The 17,520-nt window shown below is 68.6% G+C and carries 15 protein-coding genes; 5 read left to right on the top strand and 10 right to left on the bottom strand.

The window, feature by feature from the left end; translation table 11 throughout:
* The first annotated feature begins 208 nt into the window (after positions 1-208).
* Both ASE35_RS07940 and ASE35_RS07945 read left to right on the top strand, forming a co-directional pair.
* Positions 209-1,240, top strand: a complete 1,032-nt coding sequence (locus tag ASE35_RS07940; RefSeq protein WP_057163499.1) for a hypothetical protein — start codon at positions 209-211, stop codon at positions 1,238-1,240.
* Positions 1,227-1,886, top strand: coding sequence for a DUF3106 domain-containing protein (locus ASE35_RS07945; protein WP_057163500.1), 660 nt, complete (start codon positions 1,227-1,229; stop codon positions 1,884-1,886). Before ASE35_RS07940 ends, ASE35_RS07945 begins: the two co-directional genes overlap by 14 nt.
* A 436-nt stretch (positions 1,887-2,322) precedes the next feature.
* On the opposite strand, the gene ASE35_RS21530 is transcribed toward ASE35_RS07945, so the two are convergent.
* Positions 2,323-2,634: a DUF4286 family protein gene (locus ASE35_RS21530; RefSeq protein WP_056177961.1), complete on the bottom strand. Its 312-nt coding sequence runs from the start codon at positions 2,632-2,634 to the stop codon at positions 2,323-2,325.
* Positions 2,631-4,124, bottom strand: coding sequence for a DUF3667 domain-containing protein (locus ASE35_RS07955; protein ID WP_057163501.1), 1,494 nt, complete (start codon positions 4,122-4,124; stop codon positions 2,631-2,633). The genes ASE35_RS21530 and ASE35_RS07955 overlap by 4 nt, the downstream gene beginning before the upstream one ends.
* A 124-nt stretch (positions 4,125-4,248) precedes the next feature.
* On the opposite strand from ASE35_RS07955, the gene ASE35_RS07960 reads away from it, so the two are divergent.
* Positions 4,249-5,661: an MATE family efflux transporter gene (locus tag ASE35_RS07960; RefSeq protein WP_057163502.1), complete on the top strand. Its 1,413-nt coding sequence runs from the start codon at positions 4,249-4,251 to the stop codon at positions 5,659-5,661.
* A 130-nt stretch (positions 5,662-5,791) separates the two neighbouring features.
* Positions 5,792-7,681, top strand: a complete 1,890-nt coding sequence (gene sppA, locus ASE35_RS07965; protein WP_057163503.1) for a signal peptide peptidase SppA — start codon at positions 5,792-5,794, stop codon at positions 7,679-7,681.
* 137 nt (positions 7,682-7,818) lie between these two features.
* On the opposite strand, the gene ASE35_RS07970 is transcribed toward sppA, so the two are convergent.
* Positions 7,819-8,067: a hypothetical protein gene (locus ASE35_RS07970; protein ID WP_057163504.1), complete on the bottom strand. Its 249-nt coding sequence runs from the start codon at positions 8,065-8,067 to the stop codon at positions 7,819-7,821.
* Between the two features lie 120 nt (positions 8,068-8,187).
* Here ASE35_RS07970 and ASE35_RS07975 point away from each other — a divergent pair, with 120 nt between their 5' ends.
* Positions 8,188-8,964, top strand: a complete 777-nt coding sequence (locus tag ASE35_RS07975) for an SDR family oxidoreductase (RefSeq protein WP_057160180.1) — start codon at positions 8,188-8,190, stop codon at positions 8,962-8,964.
* A 261-nt stretch (positions 8,965-9,225) separates the two neighbouring features.
* On the opposite strand, the gene ASE35_RS07980 is transcribed toward ASE35_RS07975, so the two are convergent.
* From ASE35_RS07980 to ASE35_RS08005, 7 genes are all read right to left on the bottom strand, one after another.
* Positions 9,226-9,879 (bottom strand): hypothetical protein, encoded by a 654-nt coding sequence (locus ASE35_RS07980; protein ID WP_057163505.1) that lies wholly within the window; start codon positions 9,877-9,879, stop codon positions 9,226-9,228.
* Positions 9,879-10,556, bottom strand: a complete 678-nt coding sequence (locus ASE35_RS07985; protein ID WP_057163506.1) for a DUF4124 domain-containing protein — start codon at positions 10,554-10,556, stop codon at positions 9,879-9,881. The genes ASE35_RS07980 and ASE35_RS07985 overlap by 1 nt, the downstream gene beginning before the upstream one ends.
* 120 nt (positions 10,557-10,676) lie before the next feature.
* Complete coding sequence (locus ASE35_RS07990) at positions 10,677-11,627, bottom strand: CPBP family intramembrane glutamic endopeptidase (RefSeq protein WP_057163507.1); 951 nt, start codon at positions 11,625-11,627, stop codon at positions 10,677-10,679.
* Positions 11,628-11,721: 94 nt separating this feature from the next.
* Positions 11,722-12,414, bottom strand: coding sequence for a hypothetical protein (locus ASE35_RS21130; protein ID WP_157489355.1), 693 nt, complete (start codon positions 12,412-12,414; stop codon positions 11,722-11,724).
* A 207-nt stretch (positions 12,415-12,621) separates the two neighbouring features.
* On the bottom strand, positions 12,622-13,191 hold the full coding sequence (locus tag ASE35_RS07995) for a Sua5/YciO/YrdC/YwlC family protein (RefSeq protein ID WP_057163508.1): 570 nt from the start codon (positions 13,189-13,191) through the stop codon (positions 12,622-12,624).
* 238 nt (positions 13,192-13,429) lie between these two features.
* On the bottom strand, positions 13,430-14,512 hold the full coding sequence (locus ASE35_RS08000; RefSeq protein ID WP_235570040.1) for a lytic polysaccharide monooxygenase: 1,083 nt from the start codon (positions 14,510-14,512) through the stop codon (positions 13,430-13,432).
* A gap of 410 nt (positions 14,513-14,922) precedes the next feature.
* Positions 14,923-17,457, bottom strand: a complete 2,535-nt coding sequence (locus ASE35_RS08005; RefSeq protein ID WP_082607190.1) for a DNA topoisomerase I — start codon at positions 17,455-17,457, stop codon at positions 14,923-14,925.
* Positions 17,458-17,520: the final 63 nt, after the last annotated feature.

Genomic DNA, 17,520 nt, shown 5'->3' on the forward strand with positions numbered 1-17,520 from the left:
ATAATCAAAGGCTTGATCGTGAAACATCGTTGTAATGCAGGGCTTTTGGGGGTTCTTCCTCAGCCCCATGACGGTTCCGTTACCGCTGTGCACAACCGTTTTTTCCTGCAGGCCGCGTCCTGCTTCGCGGAGCAGGTATTGGCGCCGTGTCAAGCGGTTTTATGCGACGGCCGCCTCGCTATGATGCGGCCATGCTGATGCGTACGCGATGAGCCCCGCCGCAACGGGCTCCACACCCTCCGGCACCGCCGGGCACTCGAACGATGCGCCGGCCGCCCTGGCCGCGTTTCTGCGCGGCGTCGAGCGTCGCGGCGCGGTCCTGGCCGAGCTGCAGGCGGGCGACGCCGGCGCCGGCGACGCGGCCCTGGCGGCGGCGATGCAGGCCTTCCGCGCCGGCATCGAGGCCACGCCCATGGCCGACTGGCCGCGCCGCTTCTGGTCGCAGCTGCTGGCCCAGCCCGGGCTGCACCAGCGCACCCGCGTCGCGATCCCCTTGGACGCCACCGACCGCCTCGGCGAACTCGGCCATGGCCCGCGCGCGGCCCTGCTGCTGCGCCTGGCGGCCGGGCTGTCCGAGCCCGACGCGGCCGCGGCCCTGGGCGTGGCACAGCCGACCTACCGCCTGGCCCTGCAGCGCGCGCTGCCGCACCACGCCGACGGCAGCGCCGATCCGGCGGCCTGGCAGCAGCTGCGCGAGCAGATCCATCGCCGCATCAAGACCCTGCCGCCGGAACGGCTGACGCGGCTGACCGCGGCGCGCGAAGCCGCCTTGCGCGGCGCGCCGGTCGCGGCCGAGGGCCAGCGCGGCGACGCGCGCGTCGTCGCTGCCGGGCGACGGCCGCGCTGGCTCATGGCCCTGCTGTGGACCTTGCTGGCGCTGTGCGCGCTCGCGTTCGCGGCGACCTGGTGGTGGCCGCTGGGCGGTGTCGCCGACTGGCTGGGCGGCCCGCCCATCCAGGTGGAGGCCCTGCCCGAGGCCGAGGCCCCCGCCGCGCGCTACAGCCACGAAGCGGGCCTGATCGGCGACCGCGACTTCGCTCTGCTGGCCGATCCCGAGGGCGAGGCCGGTGCGCGCGAGCTCGCCTTCCACAGCTGGCTGGCCGCGCGCGAGCGCGCCGGCCCCGCGGGCCTGCCCGGCGAGAACGCCGAGCCGGTCCCCGCCGAGTCCGACGCGGCGACCGCGCCGGGCGCGGAAACCTCGACCGAATCCGAAACGGAGAGCGCCGATGTCCCGGGCTGACGCGGCCCGCCCGCGCGCCTGTCTGCGCGCCGTTGCCCTCCTGGGCCTGAGCCTGCTGCTGGGCGCGGTCGCGGCGCAGAGCTTGCCGCCGGAGTACGAAAAACTCGCTCAGCGCCTGCCCGCCGACGCGCGCGCGCGCCTGCAGGCCAACGCGGCGCAATGGGCGGCCTGGAACGCCGAGCAACGCGCCGCCTTCGCCACCCGCGCCGCGCGCTGGAACGCGCTGCCCGCGCGCGAACGCGCAAACGCGCGCGAACGCTACGCCGCCTGGCTGGCCCTGCCCGCGGACGAGCGCGCGCTGGCCCAGGCCGCGGCCGCTCGCTATGCGGTGCTGCCGCCGGAGCAACAACAGGCCTTGCGCGCGCGCTTCGATGCACTCGACGGCAGCCTGCAGCGCGGCTGGCTGCTGGGGCCGAGCCTGGGCTTCGACTACGCGGCGTTACAGCCCCTGCTGGCGCAGCTGCCGCCGGAGCAGCACGAGCCGATGCTGCGCGTGCTGCGCGAACTCAGTCCGCAGCAACGCAAGGATCTGGCGGTGCTGGTGCAACGCACGCCCCCGCAGGCGCGCGACGCGCTGCGGCGGGAACTGCTGGCGACGCGTTGGGACGAGCGCGACGGGTGGTTCTGGCACAAGCTGGGGCAGTAGGGCTGTAGTCCCTAACCACATGCGCTGCCCTCATCCGCCCTGGCGGGCACCTTCTCCCGCAAGCGGGAGAAGGGGGGGGCGTGTGCAACTGCAACCAYRTGCGCTGCCCTCATCCGCCCTGGCGGGCACCGTCTCCCGCAAGCGGAGGAAGGGGGGGCGTGTGCAGCTGCAACCACGTGCGCTGCCCTCATCCGCCCTGGCGGGCACCTTCTCCCGCAAGCGGGAGAAGGGGGGCGTGCGCAGCTGCAACCTCGTGCGCTGCCCTCATCCGCCCTGGCGGGCACCTTCTCCCGCAAGCGGGAGAAGGGGGGCGTGTGCAACTGCAACCGCATGCGCTGCCCTCATCCGCCCTGGCGGGCGCCTTCTCCCGCAAGCGGGAGTAGGGAAGGCAGACGTTCTGCGTGCGTACTCGCGCGCTCCAGCCCGCGTGCCGCGCTTAATCCTCGCGCAACACCCGCCGCGTCGCGCTGAACCGATCGCCGAACCGCGCCACCGCATCGGCGCGCATGCGCGGCGCGTGATCGCGCACGTAGGCGTCCAGCGATTCCTGGCGATCGAGCCGGTAGCGCACGCTCAGGCGCACCCGCCCGGGCTCGGCCGGCGGGTCCAGCTGGGTGTGGATGCGCGCCTCGAGAAAGCCGGGCAGGGCCAGGATCTCGCGCGTATGCGGCCCTAGCCAGGCGCGGTAGTCGTCGGCGATGGCCGCGTCGAGATCGAGGTTGACCTCGTAGACCACGCCCGCGCTCACATGCGCACCAGGCTGGCGATCATCAGGAAGCCCACCGCGAACGCCAGCATGAAGAAGTAGCAGCCGCCGACCACCAGATAGCGCAGCAGGGTCACCAACCAGCCGTTGCCGTACACGCGTTTTTGCATCAGCAGCAGATAGATCGGCATCCACAGCCAGAGCCCGGCCTCGACGATGCCGGCGACCCAGCCGAAGCCGGACCAATGCGGCGAGATCCAGGCGTCCAGGCCGAACATCAGGAACATCGCCAGCAGGCTCAGACACAGGTAGGCGTGGCTGTACAAGGCCACCACCAGGTGCTCCAGGTAACCGCGGCCCGAGCCCAGGTAGGTCAGCTTGAGCAGCAATGCGAACATCGGCACCAGCAGGAACAGCGCCGAGGGCACCGCGCTCAGCGCGGCATGCTCGTACAGCGAGGGGTCCTGGGTGGCGCGCTTGAAGTTGGCGTAGCCGCGACCGATCTGCTTGTTGAGCCAGCGGTTGAAGAACTCCGGCGCGCCGGCCATCACCACCGGATTGGTTTCCGCGTCCCAGGGCGCGTTGCCGAAGAAGGTCAGGCCCTCGTTGCATTCGCCGTCGCCATAGGTTTGCGCGTCGGTCGCGGCCTTGCGCTTGAGCGCGCCCTCGGTGTCGACGGCGTGGTCGATCTGCAACTGCGCGGCGCGGCAGCCGGCACGGCGGTTGATATCGCGGATCGCGTTGGCGTTGCGCGCCAGTGCCGTGGCGTTGCCGGCGGCGATGCCGGCGCGTTCGGCCTGCAGCGGCTTGAGCCTTTCGTCGCGCAGGGCTTCCAGCTCGGCCAGCGAGTTGGCGTTCTCGATCGTAGCCGGGAGCGCGGCGTTCTCTTCCTCTTGGGAGGGCGCGACGATGCCGGCGGCCTCGGCGGCGGCGTCAGGCCGTGTGCGCTCGCGCAGTTCGGCCACGCGCTTGTCGGCGATCGCGTTGACCTGCTTGATGCCGGCGGCGATGCCGACCTGCGCGCCGCCGGGCAGGCCGACCGGGATCGCGGCGCGCGCCTTTTCGAGTTCCTTCAGGGCCTGCGCGCGTTCGCTCTCGACTTCGGACACGCTGCGCGCGTTCTCGATGCGTTCGCCGGTGCGGCCCAGGCGTACCTTCTTGCCGTCGATGACCATAGGGCCGTTGCCCTTGTAGCTGCCGCCATCGTCCTCGCCGAAATGCACCGTGAACTGGGCGATGAAGAAGGTCAGCACGCTCAGGATCACGAACAGCCGCAGCGGCGGCACGTAGCGCACGCGATGACCGCGCAGGTAATTGAGCGCGACCCGGCCCGGCGACAGCAGGTCGCGCACGGTGCGGAAGATGCGGCCGTCGAGATGCCAGAACGACTCGAACACTTCCTCCAGCGCATGCCCGGCATGGCGCAGCGGATTGACGATCGACTGCCCGCACTGGTGGCAGTAGTGGCCCTGCAGCGGCGCCGCGCAGTTTTCGCAGTGGGTCGGCGTGGGGTGGTCTTGGGCTTCGCTCATAGGTCCGATCGCTCGCGGCTCCCAGGCCGTTCATGGGCGAGCGCGTAAGATAGCGGGCTGCTATGGCCCGGCGCCAGCGCCCTTTGCGGTTGCGCGGCCGAAGTCGTGGTTCTGGTTCCGCGTCATGTCGTCTCTTTCCTCTTCCGTGCGCCCCGGATTGTCGGGCGAAATCCGCACCACCGCCCTGCTCGCCGCGCCGCTGGTCGCCGGCCACGTGTCCACCGGCCTGATCGGCTTCATCGACAACGTCCTGGCCGGGCACCACAGCACGACCACGCTCGCGTCGGTCACCATCGGCACCGCGCTGTGGTGGCTGCCGATGATGATTCCGATCGGTACCCTGCTGTCGGTGCCGCCGTCGGTGTCGCAGCTCGACGGCGCCGGCCGCCGCGGCGAAATCGGCGCGCTGTTCCGTCAGGCGCTATGGCTGGCCTTGGGCCTGGGCGTGCTGCTGTTCGCGTTCCTGACCTTCATCCCGCACGCGCTGGCGCCGATGGGCATGGCGCCGGAGATCATTCCGGGCGCGCGCGACTTCCTGCACGGCATCCGCTGGGGCGTGTTCGCGCTGACCCTGTTCTTCTGCATGCGCTATCTGGCCGAGGGCCTGCACTGGACCTTGCCGACCATGCTGATCAGCGCCGGCAGCCTGCTGGTGCTGCTGCCGATCGGCTACGTGCTGACCTTCGGCAAGCTCGGTTTCCCGGAAATGGGCGCCGGCGGCCTGGGCATCGCCTCGGCGATCATGCTGTGGATCGAGGCGATCGCGTTCGCGGTGGTGCTGTGGAAGGCCAAGCGCTTCGCCGATCTCAAGCTGTTCGAGCGCTTCGATCCGCCGAACTGGCCGACCATCCGCGGCCTGCTCGCCACCGGTCTGCCGATCGGCGTGACCGTGCTGATGGAAGGCAGCTTGTTCATCGTCACCGCCCTGCTGATCGGCCGCCTGGGCGAAGTGCCCGCGGCCGCGCATCAGATCGCGATCAACCTGTCGGCGCTGTGCTTCATGATCCCGATGGGCCTGGCCGAGGCGACCACGGTGCGGGTCGGCCACTCGCTGGGCCGCAACGACCTGCACGGCGTGCGGCGCGCGGCCGCGGCCGGCTACGCGATCGTGCTGGGCACCCAGCTGGTGTCGGGCATCGTCTTGTTCAGCGCCAGCGACTTCCTGGTCGGCTTCTACACCGCCGACGCCGCCGTCGCGACCCTGGCCGCCTCGCTGCTGCTGTACGCGGCCGCGTTCCAGTTTCCGGACGGGATCCAGGTGCTGTCGGCCGGCGCCCTGCGCGGGCTCAAGGACACCAAGGTGCCGATGCTGCTGGCCGCCCTGGCCTACTGGGGCATTGGCATGCCGCTGGGTGCGGGCCTGGGCCTGGGCCTGGGCTGGGGCCCGAAGGGCATGTGGATCGGCCTGATCGCCGGCCTCACCGTGGCCTCGATCCTGCTGTGCACCCGCTTCGTGCGCTCCAGCCACCCGCGCCGGATCGCCGAGCGGGCAGCCCGCCAAGCCCCGCAGGCCCCGGCCCTGCAGGCCGAGGCCTGAATCCCGGGCCTGGCCCTGGCCGGCCCGGCCCGCCGGTCTTGGCCGTATGCGAAAAATCCGCGTTACGAATGGCGGATGAAGAAAAACCCCGGGTCGCGGTACGCTGCGTACGTCTAATGGAGTGTGCGCAATGAACGATACCTCGCGTCGCGGCCCGGTGGCCCGGTTTTTCGTCGGCCTCTGGGATGCGATGAATTTCACCCGCCGGCTGATCTTCAACCTGGTGTTCTTCACCTTGTTGTTCCTGTTCCTGATCGCCATGAGTTCGGCCGGGCGGATCAAACCGCTGCTGGAAGGCACCACCCTGGTGATCGCGCCAGAGGCCACCCTGGTCGAGCAGTACAGCAGCGACCCGGCCTCGCGCGCGCTCGGTAAGGCGCTGGGCGAAAAGGGCGGCGAAGTGCAGCTGCGCGACCTGCTGCGCGCGCTGGACGCGGCCAAGGACGACAAGCGCATCAACCGCGTGGTGCTGCGCCTGGACCAGCTCCAGGGCAGCGGCATGGCCTCGATGCGCGACGTCGCCGCCGCGATCGCGCGCGTGCGCGCGTCAGGCAAGCAGGTGATCGCCTTCAGCGAAGCCATGGACCAGAAGCAGTACCTGCTGGCCGCGCAGGCCAACGAGGTCTATCTGGATCCGATGGGCGGCCTGATGCTCGAGGGCCTGGGCCGCTATCGCCTGTACTACCGCCAGGGCCTGCAGGAAAAGCTCGGCGTCGACGTGCACCTGTTCAAGGTCGGCGAGTACAAGTCCGCAGCCGAGCCCTACGTGCTCGATGCGGCCTCGCCGGAAGCCAAGGAAGCCGACCTGTACTGGATGAACGACGTGTGGCAGCGCTACCTGGCGGACATCGCCAAGGCGCGCAAGCTCGACGCCGCCAAGATCGCCGCCGACATCGACCAGATGCCGGCCCAGATCGAGGCCGCGCAGGGCGATCTGGCCAAGTACGCCGTGCAGCAGAAGCTGGTCGACGGCCTGAAGACGCGCGAACAGGTCGACGACCTGCTGATCGAGCGCGGCGTGGCCGACGAAGACGCCGAAGGCGGTTTCCAGCAGATTTCGCTGGACGGTTACCTCGCCCACCTCAACAGCGCGGCGCTGTCGGCCGCGGCCGTCACCGGCCCGCAGATCGCGGTGGTGGTCGCCGAGGGCGAGATCAGCGGCGGCGAGCAGCCGCCGGGCACGGTCGGCGGCGTGTCGACCGCCGCGCTGCTGCGCGAGGCCCGCGACGACGAAAACGTCAAGGCGCTGGTGCTGCGCGTGGATTCGCCCGGTGGCGAAGTGTTCGCCTCCGAGCAGATCCGCCGCGAGATCGTCGCGCTCAAGGCCGCCGGCAAGCCGGTCGTGGTCTCGATGGGCGACCTGGCCGCTTCGGGCGGCTACTGGATCTCGATGAACGCCGACAAGATCTACGCCGATCCCTCGACCATCACCGGTTCGATCGGCATCTTCGGCATGATCCCGACCATCCCGCGCACCCTGGAGAAGATCGGCGTGCGCGCCGACGGCGTCGGCACCACCCGCTTCGCCGGCGCATTCGACATCACCCGCCCGCTGGCGCCGGAAGTCGGCCAGGTGATCCAGTCGGTGATCGACAAGGGTTATCGCGACTTCACCGGCAAGGTCGCCACCGCGCGTAAGCGTCCGGTGGAAGAGATCGACGGCATCGCCCGCGGCCGCGTCTGGAGCGGCGCGCAGGCCAAGGAGCGTGGCCTGGTCGACGACTTCGGCGGCCTGCAGGTGGCGATCGAGGACGTGGCCAAGCGCGCCAAGCTGGGCAAGGACGAGTATCAGCTGCGTTACATCGAGAAGAGCGCGACCCCGTTCGAACGCTTCTTCACCGGCTTCGCCGAAAGCCGCATCGGCGCGGCCTGGCTGCGCAACGACTCCGATCTGGCGCGCAGCCTGATCGGCAAGGCCATGCCGCAGGCCGCGGCCGACCTGCGCTTCCTGCAAAGCTCGGTGCAGCCCACCCGCGGCGTGCCGGTGAAGTCGCTGGCCTATTGCTTCTGCGGGCTCTGAGTACTGCGGCGCAACAAAAAACCCCGCTTCGGCGGGGTTTTTTGTTGCTGGAAGTCAGCGCGGAGAAGCGAGAAGTGAGTGAGGGCAGAAGCTGCCGCTCGCTTCTCACTTCTCGCTTCTCCGCGCTCACTCCTGCCTCAATTCGCCTGCGCTTCGATCGCGCCGCGCTGCTTATCCGCCGCCTCCAGCACATCCGCCTCCACCGCCTGCGCCTTCTGGATCGGTTGCTGGATGCTGTCGCGCAGCTGGGTGGCCTTGGGATCGACCGGGCGTTCCTTCTCCGGCGGCTGCGGCTTGGAGCAGCCGGCCGCCAGCAGCAGCGCCAGCGTGGCCGCGCCCAGTGGCGCTAGGCGGAGCGGGGTGGTGCGGGATATCGGTGAGCGCATCGCGGCATCCTCGTCGGTGACGCGGCTATGCTACGCCGGCGGCCGCGCGCGACAAGCGCAGGCCGCCGCAAAACGGCGACGCGGCGGCGATCGGCCGCACATTCGGAGGCGGAGGCAGGCATGGACCCCAAACGTTGGCGGCTGGACGGACAGTTGGCCCTGGTGACCGGCGGCAGCGCGGGCATCGGCCGCGCGATCGCGCGCGAACTGCTGGGCTTCGGCGCCGACGTACTGCTGGCCGCGCGCGACATCGCCGCGCTGGACGCCGCGCGCGCCGAACTGCTGGAGGATTTCCCCGAGCGCGAGGTCCAGGCCTTCGTCGCCGACGTCGCCGACGACGAACAGCGCCGCGAACTGCTGGACTGGGTCGAGGACTTCGGCGAGGGCCTGCACATCCTGGTCAACAACGCCGGCGGCAACCTGGTGAAGTCGGCCACCGACTACACCGAGGACGAATGGCGGCAGGTGTTCGAAATCAACCTGTTCTCGGCCTTCGAACTGTCGCGCTACGCGCATCCGCTGCTGACCCGACACGCGGCGTCCAGCATCGTCAACGTCGGCAGCGTGTCCGGCGTCACCCATGTGCGCACCGGCGCGCCCTACGGCATGAGCAAGGCCGCGATGCACCAGATGACCCGCAACCTCGCGGTCGAATGGGCCGAGGACGGCGTGCGCGTGAACGCGGTCGCGCCCTGGTACATCCGCACCCGCCGCACCTCCGACAAGCTCGCCGATCCGGATTACCTGGACGAAGTGCTGCTGCGCACGCCGCTGGGCCGCATCGGCGAAGCCGAAGAAGTCGCCGCCGCGGTCGCGTTCCTATGCCTGCCCGCGGCCGGCTACATCACCGGCGAATGCATCGCGGTGGACGGCGGCTTCCTGCGCTACGGATTCTGAAGCGGGCGTGGCGCGACGCGCATAGAGCCACGCGAGCCCGCCGCTCCGCCTCCCCCTTTGAAAAAGAAGGATTGAGGGGAATTTGCTTTTAGAGCCACGCGAGCCCACCGCGCCGCCTCCCCCTTTGAAAAAGGGGGATTGAGGGGGATTTGCTTTTAAAGCCAGGCGAGCCCACCGCTCTGCCTCCCCCTTTGAAAAGGGGGATTGAGGGGGATTTGCTCTTGCCAGCACGCGCATCGCCGCGACGCACGACAACCCAGCCTATTGCCCGCAAGTGCTCTCGCGCACGATCCGCCCCATGCGCTCGACGTCCGCCTGTGCGCCCGCGCGCTGATCGACGGGGCCGAAGCGCAACTGCGACTCGGCCTGCCGCAGGCGCTGCCGCCAGCTTTCGCACAACGCACCATCGGCGACGCGCTGGCACTGGTCGGTGACCATCTGGCAGGCGGCGCCCGCGCTGGGGCCGCCGTTGACGCCGTAGGTCTGCAGCGGCGCGCAGCGCTCGGGTTGGTCGCCCTTGTCGCTGAGGTAGCGGTCGTTGTCGAAGGTGCGGCACTCGAACAGGGTCGGCGGCGGCAAACGGTCGCTGACGGCGCTGTCGTCCCTTTGCGCCGTGCTGGCGGGCGGCACGGCCGGCGCGGTGCTCGCCGGCATCGGCGTGGCGGGCGGCGATTTCGGCGCCGCGTTCGGTGGCGGCGCGGGCGCCGCCCCGATCGGGGTGACGAACGCGGGCGGCGTGGACGTGGTCGGCGCCGAGCCGATCACGCGCTTGTCCTGCTTGCTGCCCTTCGGACAGGGCACGTCGTTCTGCACCGTCAGCGCGCCGCTGGCGTCGGTGCAGCGATAGATCGTGACCTGCTGCGCCTGCGCGGCGCCGGTCAGGGCCAGCAAAGCCAAACTCCACAGCAACCGCATCAGTACGCTCCGCAATCGTCGGCCAAGCGCGCATCGATGCCGCGCTGTTCGCTCTGGATGCGCACGCGCTCGCTCTGCAGCGCGCTGTTGTAGCGGCGGTCGAGCTCGTAGCGGCGGTCGCTCAAGCGCGCGCAGACTTCGCGTTGCGGCAGAGCGTGGCATTCGTCGCGTACCCAGGTGCCCGCAGGGTACGCGAATCCCACCCCCGGCGGCAGCGGACGCGGCGGACCGGGACGGAACTCGCTGGGCGGCGGCCGGCGCGCGCCGACGTGGTCGCCCAGCGGATTGCGGGTGGCGATCACCGGCATCAGCGTCCACAGCGGCACCCAGCGCGGATTGCCCTCGGCGGTTTCGCTGGTGTAACGGTCGCCGTCGGGCGTCACGCACTCGTACATCGGGCGCGGCGTGTTGACCACGATCACCTGCGGACGCGGCGCGGGCGCCGCGGCCGGCGCCGGCTCGGCGCGCGCGACCGCATCGGTCGGACGCGGCGGCGGATCGCGCGGCACCGTCATCGATCGGGTCTGCTGCTGCTCGCCGCGCGCGCAGGGCGTATCGCGCAGGCTGGAGCGGCCCTGGGCGTCGGTGCAGCGGTAGATCGTAACCTCGGCCGCCTGCGCGCCGCCGGCCAGGGCCAGCAGCGCGAACAGCAGGCAGGGGCGCAGACGCGGGTGCATGCGCGCATCTTGCGCTCGCCGTTCGCCCTGCGGAAGTCGGGGGGCACCGTCGATCGGGGAGGCTGTTGACCGCCGTTCAGGCGATCGGCGGCCCCGGACTGTGGGCCTAAAGCGCTCTGGTCAGCCCAGAGATTGCCGGTAATGGGTCGCCAGCATGATCGCGTTGGCGATGGCGTGAGCCAAGATGCAGACCGACAGGCTCGAGCCGCGTCTTCGGAGCCAACACAGGCCCAAGCCGGCAGCAAGAATGCCGAACGACTGCGGTACTCCATTAGGCGAACCCGCCAATTGCAGGGAGTGCATGGCCATGAAGCTCAACGAGCCGAGCAGGCTGGCAATGCTCCAAGGCATGTACTTGTTGAGCAAATCGTAGATCACGCCGCGAAACACAGCCTCCTCCAGCAGCGGAGCGACCAGGATCGCCGCCAGGACAGTGGTCAGGGCCAAATCGGAGCCGAACAGTCCCCGCTGGGCGCTGGTTGCCCCTGCGTCGTACGGGACGGCAACCAAAGCCAAGGACATAGCGACTACGCTTGCCGCGTAGGGCAAAAGCAGAAACTGCGGCTGGGTCCGAACGAAGACGATCGATTTCGTCAGGTCATCGCGAAGCGAGGCGGCAGCCCATCTAAGCCATCCCCACGTTAGGATCACAGCCAGGACCAGTTGCCAGACGATGTTCGACTGAGCGCCCCAGCGAGGCCAGGAGCTGACCTCGGAGTAGGAGTTTCCCGTCCTGATTCCGATACTGCTCAAGTACTCCTCGGCGTCGAACAGGCCTTCGCCGACGAAGCTGCATTTCAGTGGAATGCCCGGCTTGCCGTTCGACGCCGGTATCTTGTCGCATTGAATCGAGCTCAAGGCTCCGGTTTCGAACGTCGCGCTAACCGGATATCGAACGGGTTTGGACTCTTCCAGGATCTGAAACGTCGCTTCCATGTTCCACGAATCCGAGAAGTAGGCTGGCGCCGCTTGGACAAGTAGAGCCGCCGATACGAAAAGCTCAGCGATGAGCAGCGCGCCGATCGCCTTGACTACCGATCGTGCCGATGGCGGCGTCTGCTCATCGCTCATTTACGACTCCTTGTCGAGAGAAAGTGGTCCGACACCGGCGGAGGCGACAGGGCGCGCCGTGTTTGCAGCGCACCTTGCCGAGTGCACGGCGCTCCTAGGGGGCGCCAAACCAATCGCTATCGTAGGTCCAAACAGACAGGTTGGTGGATGCGGTCACCCCGATGAGCGAACCCATGCCGTCCGACATCCAGAAGCCATTGGAACCAGGTCCCGGAACCGGTCCTGGAGTTGGCTTGGGCGGCGTGCGCGGTTCCGGAGGCGGAATGTGTTCGCAGTGATAGCTAGCACCCATGCCGCAGAAACCGCTGTCTTCCATAACTACGGTGCCGCCTTGGCGCTCGCAGTGCTTGATCATTCTATGTTTTGTTATGTTGTCGTTGATGTAGCAAAGCCCTGCACCGACAACGACGGGGACGATGTAGATGGCGGCGCCTGCTGTCTGCGCTTGACCGTACTTCTGCGAAGCCAGCTGCCACTGCTGAGGAGTGAGCTGATTCGAGATCAGAGAAGAGCCATTCGTGGCCGTGATTTCGCGCGTTGCGCCATTCACATGAGCGGTGAACGTTTGGCCTTCGGCATCCACAGCGGTGAATACCATCTCGGTTCCGTCGCCACTCACGCTCACTGAGCCAGGCGCGGCTTGGGTGGTCGAATAGTAGATCTCGGGCCCTTCGGGGTTTTCATGAGTCCAGTTGTCGCCTGGGCCGTTGGTAGCGAGCGCAGTTGTGCAGTAGCTCAATCCAATGCTCATGACGAGCGACGACAAAGCAAGTGATCGCAGCGACATCTTCAATACTCCTTTATTGACAGGCGCCAATTGGCATCTGACGTTATTTGAGTATTTGTTCTTGCGGTCAATGCCCAATATCTGTGTGAAAAATGTGCGTTGCTCAAAGACAGTCCCTGAGCTCGATCTATCCGCAAGGGTTGCTCCGCAATTCTAGTGCCCAGACGTGAAGCACGAGGCTGCGTTACTGGTCAGCTCCTGGGATTCTTACATCCGCAGAACTTCTCCTGTGATCGCCGAGCGGATGGTGGTTGGGCGGTCGTAGCCTTCGGTCTCGCCGATGCTGACGCCGTCGACCAGGCCCAGCACGGCCGGGTCCAGGGCGGCGCGCGTGGGCGCGGGCGGCGCGCCGGCGAGGTTGGCGCTGGTCGAGACCAGGGCGCCGCCGAACGCGGCGCACAGCGCGATCACGCTGGGGTGCGCGCTGACCCGCACGGCGACGCCGTCGTGGGCACCGGTGATCCAGCGCGGCACGCGCGCGGTGGTGGGCACGATCCAGGTATGCGGGCCGGGCCAGGTCGCGTGCACGGCGGCGCGGCGTTCCGGCGCCAGCGCGTCCCAGTCGAGCAGGCCGTCGAACTGGCTCAGCTCGCCGGCGATCAGGATCACGCCCTTGTCGACCGGGCGCTGCTTGATCGCCAGCAGGCGCAGCAGGGCGGCCTCGTCGAAGGGGTCGCAGCCCAGGCCCCAGACGGCCTCGGTCGGGTAGGCGATCACGCCGCCACGGCGCAGCGCGGCGGCGGCGGCTTCGAGGGTCAAAGGCGCGGAGGTGTTCATGCGCGCAGTGTCGCATTCGGAGGTCGGGGCCGGAATGCATCGGAGGCCGCTTGCTGTGGAGTAGGAGCGGCGTGAGCCGCGATCCCGAAGCGAGGACAGTCGGCCGCCGGGGTCCAAGCAGGATTCGTGATTCGCGATGGCGGCCGAGTGGCGCGGTCGCGGCTCACGCCGCTCCTACCCCAAAGCCAGGCGGCGCCGGCAAGCGACGCAGGGGCGAAACCCCTGCGTCGCGCGCGGCTCAGTAGGCGATCCAGGCGTCGCGCCAGGCCCAGCCGGTGCCGGGGCGGTAGGCCTCGGCGTCGATGTTGCACCAGGCGCCTTCGGGGAAGGGCTTGCAGGCGTAGAGCTTGCCGTCGCCGGCCTTGACCACGGTCTGTCCGGGGACGTACTGGCCGATGCCGGCCGGATAGACGTAGTCGTAATCCGGCGTGGGGCCCGGCGGTTCCGGCGGCTGCGGCGGATCGGGTAGACGCACGTCGATTTGGTGGGTGCGTCCCGTGCCGTTGAGGTAGACGCGGTTGCCGGTGGCAGCGGGCACGGGCGTGATCGCGCCGTTCTGGAGTACGCCGATGCGCACGGTGCTGGCCTGGGCGTTGACGTTCTGCGCGACCCGCAGCGGCCAGGCCGCGGCGCTGGTCTGGCCGGCCATCAGCACGGTGTCGATGCGTTCGGCATCGCTGCCGTTGGCGTTGAACACGCGCACGCTGACGGTGGTGCCGATCGGGTGATCGTTCTGCGCGGTCAGCGGGCCGGCGTCGCGCCATTGCGGCGGCGGAGGCGGATTGCCGCCGCCGGCGAACTTCACGTCCATGCAGGTGTAGAAGGCCTCGGTCGAATCCGAACGCTGCCAGGTGTTGTAGATCACGTGGCGGCCCGTGCGCTGCGGGACCGTGCACTGCAGGCGGTAGATGCCGCCGACCACGGGCGTGTTGCCGACGCTGCAGAAGTGCTCCAGGTCGTTCCAGCGCAGCGGCGTGTTCGGATCCCAGCCTTCGCGGGTGATGTAGAACGCCCATTCGCGCGTGGCGTGCGGCGCGGTGCCGCGGAACTGGAACTCGTAGCTGCCGGCCGCGATGTCGGTGGCCTGCCAGTCGTCGCGCGCCAGGTCCAGGCCGCGGAAGGTCGCGTTGTTGCCGCTGCACAGCTTGCCGTCGGGCACCACCGCGCGGTGATTGTCGTTGGCGTTGGCCTGATTGATGCTCATCCAGTCGTAGAACGCCTGGGTGCCGCCGACCTGGGTGGCGGCGCGACAGGCGGGATCGGTGGGATTCTCGATGTTGCCCTGCGCGCAGTAGTACACGCGGCTGTAGGGATGGATCATGGTGCCGTGCGCTTGCGCCGCGCCGTGCGGCCACAAGGCGGCCAGGGCGAGCGCGGCGGCGCAAGCGGCCTGCGTTCGCGTGTTGAGGATGGTCATGTCGACTCCCGACAAGAGTGGAAGGGTGGGTGGTGCCCCCTCGGTCAGGAAGTCCTGCGTCGCGCGCGTCGCGGGACATGGCCGCGATCTGTTCTAGCGTTCGATAGTAGGGCGCGCGAACGCGCGAATCTGTGGCGCAGTTCGCTATGCGGTCACGTCCGCCCGCATCGAAACGCCTCGATGCGACTGCGCGCGGCATCGCGCGTGCGTCCGCGCGCCATACCGCCGCGCATGTTGCGCGCATGCGTCGCGCGCATACGAAAAACCCCGGACAGGCCGGGGTTTTCGTTTCGTCCGCAGCGATGAGCGCGCGATCAGGAGGCTTTCTTGACCAGCTTCTTGGCGGTGCTGATCGGCTTCTTGGGCGGCGCCACGGTCTCGACCGCCTTCACCGGCGCTGTCTTGGCCGCGGTCTTCTTGGTCGCTTTCTTCGCGGTCTTCTTGGCGGCTTTCTTGACCGCCTTCTTCGCCGCCGGCTTCTTTTCCGCGGTCTTCTTGACCGCCGCCTTCTTGGCCGGCGCGTCCTTCTTGGCCGCGGTCTTCTTGCCGAAACGCCCGCGCATCGGCTTGCCGGTCTCTTCCATCAGCTTGACCACTTCCTCCAGCGTCAGCGACGCCGGCTCGCGGTCCTTGGGAATACGGCCGTTGAGCTTGCCGTCGCTGATGTAGGGGCCGAAGCGGCCGTTGAGGACCTGGATCTCGCTGCCTTCGAATTCCTTGATGATGCGATTGCGCGCGATCTCTTCCTTCTCTTCGATCAGGAACACCGCGCGCGCCAGGTCGATCGTGTACGGATCGTCTTCCTTCTTCAGCGAGGCATAGGTGCTGCCGCGCTTGGCGAAGGGGCCGAAGCGGCCGATGCCGACGCTGACTTCCTCGTCCTTGTCCTGGCCCAGCTTGCGCGGCAGCTTGAACAGCTCCAGCGCGTCGTCCAGGCCGATGGTGTGCATGCTCTGGCCCGGGCGCAGCGAGGCGAAGGTCGGCTTGTCCTCGTCCTCGGCGGTGCCGATCTGCGCGTACGGCCCGTAACGGCCCAGACGCACGCTGACCGGCTTGCCGCTCTTGGGATCGGTGCCGAGCTCGCGCGCGCCGGTGGCCTCGCTGCGATCGACCGATTCCTTCTTCTCCTCGACCAGCTTCTTGAACGGTTCCCAGAACCGCTCCATCAGCGGCACCCAATCCTCTTCGCCGCGCGAGACCGCGTCGAGCTCGTCCTCGAGCTTGGCGGTGAAGTCGTAGTCGACGTACTGGGTGAAGTGGCCGGACAGGAACTTGGACACCGCGCGGCCGACGTCGCTGGGACGGAAGCTGCGGCTTTCCAGTTCCACGTACTTGCGGAACAGCAGGGTCTGGATGATCGAGGCGTAGGTGGAGGGGCGGCCGATGCCGTATTCCTCCAGCGCCTTGACCAGCGCCGCTTCGGTGTAGCGCGCCGGCGGCTGGGTGAAGTGCTGGTCGGTGTGGATGCGGTCCAGCGGGATGCGGTCGCCGGTCTTCATCGACGGCAGCTTGCGGCCTTCGTCCTCGTCCTCGGCGGCCTTGCTGTCCTTGCCTTCCTCGTACACGGCCAGGAAGCCCGGATCGATCACGGTGGTGCCGCTGGCGCGGAAGCTGTGCTCGCTGCCCGCGGCCAGATCGACCGAGACGGTGTTGAGCGTGGCCGGCACCATCTGCGAGGCGACGGTGCGCTTCCAGATCAGTTCGTACAGGCGGCGCGCGTCGTCGTCGAGGAAGCGCGACACCTGCGAGGGCGTGCGCAGCGCCGAGGTCGGGCGCACCGCTTCGTGCGCTTCCTGGGCGTTCTTGGACTTGGTCTTGTAGACGTTGGGCTGGTCGGGCAGGGCGCGGGTACCGTAGTCGCGCGCGATCACGTCGCGCAGTTCGACCAGGGCATCGGCGGACAGCGCGACCGAGTCGGTACGCATATAGCTGATCAGGCCGACCGTGCCTTCGTCGCCGATCGCCACGCCCTCGTACAGCTTCTGCGCGACCTGCATGGTGCGCTTGGTGGTGAAGCCGAGCTTGCGCGCGGCCTCCTGCTGCAGGGTCGAGGTGGTGAACGGCGGCGCCGGACGGCGCTTGCGTTCCTTGCTGGCCACATCGGTGACGTGCAGGGCGCCGTTGGCGGCCGCGACGATGCGCTTGCGCGCGTCCTCGGCGGTGTCGCCCTGGGTGATGGTGAACTGCTCGAACTTCTTGCCGTCCAGCTTGGCCAGCTTGGCGGTGAAGGTCTGGCTGGGGTGCGCGCACTCGGCCTCGATGGTCCAGTACTCGCGCGCGACGAAGGCTTCGATTTCCTCCTCGCGCTCGACGATCATGCGCAGCGCGGGCGACTGCACGCGGCCGGCGGACAGGCCGCGCTGGACCTTGCGCCACAGCACCGGCGAGAGATTGAAGCCGACCAGGTAGTCCAGGGCGCGGCGCGCCTGCTGGGCATCGACCAGGTCGCCGGCGATCGCGCGCGGGTGGTTCATCGCCTCCTTGATCGCGCGCGGCGTGATTTCGGTGAACACCACGCGCTGCAGCGGCTTGCCTTCGAGCAGGCCGCGCTCGCGCAGGATCTCGCCGATGTGCCAGCTGATCGCCTCGCCTTCGCGGTCCGGGTCGGTCGCCAGAAACAGGTTGTCGGCGCTCTTGGCGGCCTTGGCGATCGCATCGACGTGCTTTTCGTTCTTCTCGATGACGGCGTAGTCCATCGCGAAGTGATTGTCCGGATCGACCGCGCCTTCCTTGGGCACCAGATCGCGGACGTGGCCGTAGGAGGCCAGGACGGTGAAGTCCTTGCCGAGGTACTTATTGATCGTCTTGGCCTTGGCGGGCGACTCGACGATGAGGAGGTTCTTGGCCATTGGAGCTCCGCAGGGGCCATTGCCGGCGCACTGCAACTGACTAACGCAAAGAAGGCTACGCCC

The sequence above is a fragment of the Lysobacter sp. Root916 genome (assembly GCF_001429785.1).
Classification (GTDB): Bacteria; Pseudomonadota; Gammaproteobacteria; order Xanthomonadales; family Xanthomonadaceae; genus Lysobacter.

Bases quoted from the DNA above. Each gene is read 5' to 3' on its own strand.
- ASE35_RS07940 (WP_057163499.1), top strand. From the start codon at position 209: ATGAGCCCCGCCGCAACGGGCTCCACACCCTCCGGCACCGCCGGGCAC.
- ASE35_RS07945 (WP_057163500.1), top strand. From the start codon at position 1,227: ATGTCCCGGGCTGACGCGGCCCGCCCGCGCGCCTGTCTGCGCGCCGTT.
- ASE35_RS07955 (WP_057163501.1), bottom strand. From the start codon at position 4,124: ATGAGCGAAGCCCAAGACCACCCCACGCCGACCCACTGCGAAAACTGC.
- ASE35_RS07960 (WP_057163502.1), top strand. From the start codon at position 4,249: ATGTCGTCTCTTTCCTCTTCCGTGCGCCCCGGATTGTCGGGCGAAATC.
- sppA (WP_057163503.1), top strand. From the start codon at position 5,792: ATGAACGATACCTCGCGTCGCGGCCCGGTGGCCCGGTTTTTCGTCGGC.
- ASE35_RS07970 (WP_057163504.1), bottom strand. From the start codon at position 8,067: ATGCGCTCACCGATATCCCGCACCACCCCGCTCCGCCTAGCGCCACTG.
- ASE35_RS07975 (WP_057160180.1), top strand. From the start codon at position 8,188: ATGGACCCCAAACGTTGGCGGCTGGACGGACAGTTGGCCCTGGTGACC.
- ASE35_RS07980 (WP_057163505.1), bottom strand. From the start codon at position 9,879: ATGCGGTTGCTGTGGAGTTTGGCTTTGCTGGCCCTGACCGGCGCCGCG.
- ASE35_RS07985 (WP_057163506.1), bottom strand. From the start codon at position 10,556: ATGCACCCGCGTCTGCGCCCCTGCCTGCTGTTCGCGCTGCTGGCCCTG.
- ASE35_RS07990 (WP_057163507.1), bottom strand. From the start codon at position 11,627: ATGAGCGATGAGCAGACGCCGCCATCGGCACGATCGGTAGTCAAGGCG.
- ASE35_RS21130 (WP_157489355.1), bottom strand. From the start codon at position 12,414: ATGTCGCTGCGATCACTTGCTTTGTCGTCGCTCGTCATGAGCATTGGA.
- ASE35_RS07995 (WP_057163508.1), bottom strand. From the start codon at position 13,191: ATGAACACCTCCGCGCCTTTGACCCTCGAAGCCGCCGCCGCCGCGCTG.
- ASE35_RS08000 (WP_235570040.1), bottom strand. From the start codon at position 14,512: ATGATCCATCCCTACAGCCGCGTGTACTACTGCGCGCAGGGCAACATC.
- ASE35_RS08005 (WP_082607190.1), bottom strand. From the start codon at position 17,457: ATGGCCAAGAACCTCCTCATCGTCGAGTCGCCCGCCAAGGCCAAGACG.